The organism is Leucobacter sp. M11 (assembly GCF_035726885.1).
Taxonomy (GTDB): domain Bacteria; phylum Actinomycetota; class Actinomycetes; order Actinomycetales; family Microbacteriaceae; genus JAPFRB01.
Genome location: NZ_JAPFRB010000006.1, coordinates 51520 through 55547 on the forward strand (window position 1 = coordinate 51520; position 4028 = coordinate 55547).

Consider the following 4028-nt stretch of genomic DNA (forward strand, 5'->3'; position numbering starts at 1 on the left):
TCCGGCACAGCTGGCGGGCCTCCGCCGAGGAACTCCTCCGTTGCTATGCGGCGCTGGATACCCGGGCCACCCCCGCGCCCCCCGGCCGAGGGGAGCCTGACACCGCGGCCACGGGCCGGAAATAGCCGCGACCCTCCGCGCGTTGTCCCCGACAGACGCCGTGCCCGGGCCCGCCCGCAGCCGCACGGGGACCCCACACCGAGCAGAAACGAGCCGCCATGACCGAGCACGCCGCCGAGCACCCCACCGACGCCCCCGCCGACACCGGCGCCGAGCCGGACACAGCCACCCCGAGCGAGGTGTCCCGCGCCGCCGCGGACGCGGCCAGCCGCGGGCTCGCCGTGACCTTCCTCACCCGCGGCCAGGACGGGCGACCCACCCACGACCACCACGCGGGCCTCCCCATCGTGAAGAGCATCGTCGTGCAGCGCGGAGACAGCTACGTCTTCGTGCTCACCCCCCTCCACGCCCAGTTCAGCTGGGCCAAGCTCCGCGCCCACCTCGGCGTCAACCGGCTCTCGCTCCCCGACGCGGACGCCGCCTTCGCCGCAACCGGGTACCGGCGCGGCACGATCACCCCGCTCGGGTCCAGCACCGCCTGGCCCGTGATCCTGGACCGCAGCCTCGCGGGACAGACGGTGCTCCTCGGTGCTGGGAGCCCCGGCATGGGCGCCCGCGTCCAGGCCGAGGACTTCGTGCGAGCCTACGGGGCCGAGGTCGCCGATCTCTCGGGCACCCCCGCCGCAGCCGACAACGCCGTACGCTAGTCACCCGGGCACACCCTGCCGTATCCGGACCGAACGCACCACGAGGGGAATCGCATGGCCGCAACAAAGACGGGCGCAAACAGCCTCTCCGCCCAGGAACGCCGCGCCGTCAAGGAGCGCGCCGCCGAACTCCGCGCCGAGGCAACCCGAGAGAAAGGCCGGGCCAGGGCCGCCGCCGAACTCGCCGACGTCCTGGCGAAGATCGCCAGCATGCCCGAGGCCGACCGAACCCTCGCCGAACAGCTCCACCGGGTCGTCGCCGAGGCGGCGCCCCACCTCAGCCCGAAGCTGTACTACGGCCAGCCCGGGTACGCCCACTCCGGCAAGGTCCTCTGCTTCTTCCGGAGCGGCATCATGGACGGGGAACGCTACTCGACCTTCGGCTTCAGCGCCCTCGCCCAGCTCGACGACGCGGGCGGACTCTGGCCCACCGCCTACGCGCTGATCGATCCCGACGAGGCCGCCTGGGCAACCATCGCCGAGCTGATCCGCCGGGCCGCCCCGGAACCGCCCAGAACCCCAGACCCCACCCGAGAGGACACCCCATGACGCGCACCATCGCCATCATCGGCGGCCACGGCCAGATCGCCCGGCGCACCTCCGCCCGGCTCGCCGAAGCCGGCCACCGCGTCCTCGGCGTCATCCGCAACCCCGAGCACGCCGCCGACCTCACCGCCGCGGGAGCCACCCCCGTACACGCCGACCTGGAACGCAGCACCCCGGAAGCGCTCGCCGCAGCCATCGGGGCCGCGGACACCCTCCTCTTTGCCGCCGGGGCTGGCCCCGGGTCCGGCCCCGCCCGCAAGGAAACCGTGGACCACCTCGGGGCACTCACCACCCAGCGCGCCGCCCAGCTCCTCGGCGCACGCGTCGTCCAGATCTCCTATATCGGCGTCGCCACCACCCCGCCCGACAGCGTCGGCGCCGACTTTCTTGCCTACCAGCGCGCCAAACACGCGGCCGATCTCGCCCTCCACGCAAGCGACCTCGACTGGACCATCATCCGCCCCGGCACCCTCACGGACGAACCCGGCTCCGGGCGCGTGGCGCTCGCCGCCGAGCTGACCCGGGGGCCGGTGAGCCGGGAGAACGTCGCCGCGGTGCTCGCCGAGGTGCTCGCAGGCTCCGGACTCAGCCGGGTGACACTGGACCTGCTGGACGGGGACACCCCGGTCGCCGAGGCGGTCGCGGCGCACCGCTAAGCCGGACGGCCAGGCGTCCGGCCCGTGCCCCAGCCCGCGGCGGCGACGGCGACCAGTGCGCCGCTGACGACGAGCGCCGCGGCTGGCCCGAAGCGGTCGAAGGCGGTTCCGGCGAGCACGGGCCCCACAATCGCTCCCAGGTTGAGCGCAACCGTGGCGAAGGCTCCGCCGAGGGACCGGGCCGCGGAGGCGAGCACCATGATCCGGGAGATGAACAGGCCGCCCAGCAGGAACGAGAGGCCCCCGATCCCGAACGCTCCCGCCCAGAGCACGGCGGGGGCCCCGGCCAGCCAGGCGAGCGCCCACCAGGCCACGGCAAGGAGCGGTCCCGCCGCGGTGATCGCGCCCCGCCAGCGGCGGTCGCCCAGCCGACCAGCTGCCGTCATCCCGAGAAACGCGCCCGCGCCAAAGACCGCGAGCAACCACGGCACCTGCGCGGCGCTGAGCGCCGCGAGCGTCATCGCGATGGGGGCGAGAAAGGTGAAGGCCCCGAACGTCGCGGCATTCACGAGCACCGCGAGGACGAGGACCCGGCGCAGAGCCGGGTCGCCCAGTACGGCGAGTTCGGTGCGCAGCGACGCGGGGGCCTGGGCCTGCGCGAGACTCGCGCCGAAGCGGCGACTCGGGGTGAGCGCGAGGGAGATGAGCGCCGGGACGCACAGACCCGCGATGACCCACAGCGTCGCCCGCCAGCCAAGGGCCGAGCCAATCGCAGCCCCGAGTGGGACTCCCGCGATCAGGGCCAGGGTGGTGCCGCTCATGAGCAGGGCCAGGCCCCGGGCCTGGCGGTCCGGAGCGACGATTCGGGCCGCCGCGCCGAGCGCGACCGCGAGGAAGCCCGCGTTGGCGACCGCGGCGAGCACCCGGGTGAGCAGGAGCACAGGGAAGGACTCGGCCAGCGCCCCGATGAGGTGGGCGCTCACAAAGAGAACCAGGAAGCCGCTCAGCGCCCAGCGCGGGGCAAGGCGACGGCCCAGCAGGGCCATCGCGGGGGCGCCGAGGACCATCCCGACGGCGAAGCAGGAGGTGAGCAAGCCCGCCGTGGTCAGCGAGAGCGCGAACTCCTCAGCGACCAGGGGGAGCAACCCCGAGAAGACGAACTCGGAGGTGCCCTGCGCGAACACGGCGAGGGCAAGAATATACAAAATCGTGGGCATGACGGAGCCTTTCGAAGCGAGAAACGGGATGCGTGTGCGCGTCCGGTCCGCTGAGGCTCCAAGCGCACCGTGGGCGATCCCGGGTACGGGTCATCGCGGCCGCGGTGCGGCGTGTGGCATCTCGGGCTACCGGAGGTGCGGCAGCCCGACTCTCGATGCTTCGGGTGAACTCATGCTTGCGAGGATAGCACCCCGCGCGGTGCGCCCGCTCGGGGCAGGAATCGTGATGGAATGGGCTCGGCCCGTCGCCGCGACGGAACGACACCCCAGAGCCCTCCGGAGGACCCGTGACGCAGACCCAGCACCGCGTGACCGTGATCGGCGCGGGGATCCTGGGGGCCGCGGCGGCCGTCGAATTGGCCTCGCGCGGCCACCGCGTCGCGGTCCTTGACGATCCCGCTGGCTCACCCGCGGCGAGCGACGCCGCCTTCGGCTGGCTCACGCGGGCGGGCAGCGCCGCCGCGGGCCCCGGGCGCGAGATTCCGGAGCTGGCCTCCGCCCTGCGCGACACCCGCGCCCTCCTCGCCCGGCTCGACCGGGCCCCCGAGGTGGCCTGGTGCGGCGCGGCCAGCTGGGCCGAGACCCCCGAGCAGACCCGCGCCTTTGTCGCCGGATCCGGCGGGGACGCCGAGCTGCTCGACCCCGCGGGGCGTGCCCGGGCGCTCCCCGGACTCCGCCTCGCGCCGGAGGCGATCGCCTGGGCCCCGAACGAGGCCGCGCTCGACGCCTGGGCGACCCGGCGCGCGCTCCTGGGCCACGCCGTTCGCTCGGGGGCGGTGCTCCGGAACGACCGGGTGACCGGGATCGAGGCGCTGCCCGGCGGTGGCTTCCGGGCGACGACCGCCTCGGGGGAGCAGCTCGACAGCGAGCGCATCGTGCTCGCCTGCGGGGTCGGAATCCCG

At 74.4% G+C, this 4028-nt stretch carries 6 protein-coding genes; 5 read left to right on the forward strand and 1 reads right to left on the reverse strand.

All coding sequences use genetic code 11. The features are described from left to right. From OOT08_RS17285 to OOT08_RS17300, 4 genes are all read left to right on the forward strand, one after another. Positions 1-125 (forward strand): hypothetical protein (locus tag OOT08_RS17285; RefSeq protein ID WP_325094217.1); only part of this gene is annotated, 125 nt, incomplete at its 5' end. 93 nt (positions 126-218) lie between these two features. After that, positions 219-767, forward strand: coding sequence for an aminoacyl-tRNA deacylase (locus OOT08_RS17290; RefSeq protein WP_325094092.1), 549 nt, complete (start codon positions 219-221; stop codon positions 765-767). A gap of 54 nt (positions 768-821) precedes the next feature. Continuing rightward, positions 822-1316, forward strand: a complete 495-nt coding sequence (locus OOT08_RS17295) for a DUF1801 domain-containing protein (RefSeq protein WP_325094094.1) — start codon at positions 822-824, stop codon at positions 1314-1316. Beyond that, on the forward strand, positions 1313-1969 hold the full coding sequence (locus tag OOT08_RS17300; RefSeq protein WP_325094095.1) for an SDR family oxidoreductase: 657 nt from the start codon (positions 1313-1315) through the stop codon (positions 1967-1969). The genes OOT08_RS17295 and OOT08_RS17300 overlap by 4 nt, the downstream gene beginning before the upstream one ends. Here OOT08_RS17300 and OOT08_RS17305 read toward each other — a convergent pair. Then, positions 1966-3126, reverse strand: a complete 1161-nt coding sequence (locus OOT08_RS17305) for an MFS transporter (protein ID WP_325094096.1) — start codon at positions 3124-3126, stop codon at positions 1966-1968. The two genes, OOT08_RS17300 and OOT08_RS17305, sit on opposite strands and share 4 nt — an antisense overlap. Before the next feature lie 287 nt (positions 3127-3413). Between OOT08_RS17305 and OOT08_RS17310 the strand changes: the two genes are divergently transcribed. Beyond that, the coding region (locus tag OOT08_RS17310; protein ID WP_325094097.1) for an FAD-dependent oxidoreductase at positions 3414-4028 on the forward strand (615 nt) is incomplete at its 3' end.

Excerpts from the sequence above, each read along its gene's own strand:
- OOT08_RS17300 (WP_325094095.1), top strand. The coding sequence starts at position 1,313 with ATGACGCGCACCATCGCCATCATCGGCGGCCACGGCCAGATCGCCCGG.
- OOT08_RS17295 (WP_325094094.1), top strand. The coding sequence starts at position 822 with ATGGCCGCAACAAAGACGGGCGCAAACAGCCTCTCCGCCCAGGAACGC.
- OOT08_RS17305 (WP_325094096.1), bottom strand. The coding sequence starts at position 3,126 with ATGCCCACGATTTTGTATATTCTTGCCCTCGCCGTGTTCGCGCAGGGC.
- OOT08_RS17290 (WP_325094092.1), top strand. The coding sequence starts at position 219 with ATGACCGAGCACGCCGCCGAGCACCCCACCGACGCCCCCGCCGACACC.